At 73.8% G+C, this 1,401-nt stretch carries 1 protein-coding gene; it reads left to right on the forward strand.

Annotated elements, in window-relative coordinates; genetic code table 11:
- Window positions 1-143 precede the first annotated feature (143 nt).
- Window positions 144-1,401: DEAD/DEAH box helicase (locus E4P40_RS27530; protein WP_245160635.1), on the forward strand; the 1,258-nt coding region annotated here is incomplete at its 3' end.

Genomic DNA, 1,401 nt, shown 5'->3' on the forward strand with positions numbered 1-1,401 from the left:
TCGGGCTGAGGCTGCGCCACCTTGGTGCGCCCGGCCGTCCGACGTCTCGCCGACGATGCGAGCCCGCCCAGCACTGACGTGCCGGCGCGCGGGCGCTCGCGCTCGCCGAGGTGGACGACTGCCACTCGAGCGTTGAGGAACCGATGACGTCACCCAGCAACTCGCCCACGTCCGCCAGCGGGACCGGGGACAACCGTCCCCGTCGGTCGCGCGGCGGTCGCGGTCGCGGCGGCCGCCCCGCCGGCGACCAGCCCACTCAGAACGACCAGACCCGCACCCAGGCTCCGAGGGACGTCGTCCCCGCGCCGGCCGTCGTCCCCGTCGGGGCGGACGCCACGGTGCTGCCGACGGACACCACCTTCGCCGCCCTCGGCGTCCCCGCGCCGCTGGTCGAGGTGCTCACCGCGAGCGGCATCACCTCGCCGTTCCCGATCCAGGTCGCGACGCTGCCCGACAGCCTCGCCGGCAGGGACGTGCTCGGCCGGGGGCGCACCGGCTCCGGCAAGACCCTCGCCTTCAGCCTGCCGCTCGTCGCCCGGCTGGCGGCGTCGGACAGCCGGCGCCAGCCCAGGCGGCCCCGCTCGCTCATCCTCGTGCCGACCCGGGAGCTGGCCAACCAGGTCGCAGCGGTCGTCGACCCGCTGGCCCGCGCGCTCGGCATGAGGACGACGACGATCTTCGGCGGCGTCGGCCAGAATCCGCAGGTGCAGGCCCTCGCCGGCGGCCTCGACGTCGTCATCGCGTGTCCCGGCCGGCTCGAGGACCTGATCCAGCAGGGTCACTGCGACCTCGGCGGCATCGAGGTCACGATCCTCGACGAGGCCGACCACATGGCCGACCTCGGCTTCCTGCCGGGCGTCAAGCGGATCATGGACCGCACGCCGAAGGTCGGGCAGCGGATGCTGTTCTCGGCCACGCTGGACAACGGCGTCGACGTCCTCGTCAAGCGGTACCTGAGCAACCCGACCACGCACTCGGTCGACCCGGCCGTCGCGCCGGTGAGCACCATGACCCACCACGTCTTCCGCGTCGACGCCGCCGACAAGGCGACGATCGTCAAGGAGCTCGCCTCCGGCCTCGGCCGCAGCGTGCTGTTCACCCGCACCAAGCACCAGGCCAAGAAGCTGGCCAAGCAGCTCACCGCCGCCGGCGTTCCGGCCGTCGACCTGCACGGCAACCTCAGCCAGAACGCGCGCGAGCGCAATCTCGAGGCGTTCACCAGCGGCGAGACCCGGGTCCTCTGCGCCACCGACATCGCCGCCCGCGGCATCCACGTCGACGACGTCGCCATCGTCGTGCACGTGGACCCGCCGGCCGAGCACAAGGCCTACCTGCACCGCTCCGGCCGCACGGCGCGGGCCGGTGCCGAGGGCGCCGTCGTCACCATCGCCACGCCCGACC

It is taken from the genome of Blastococcus sp. CT_GayMR20, from assembly GCF_004570345.1.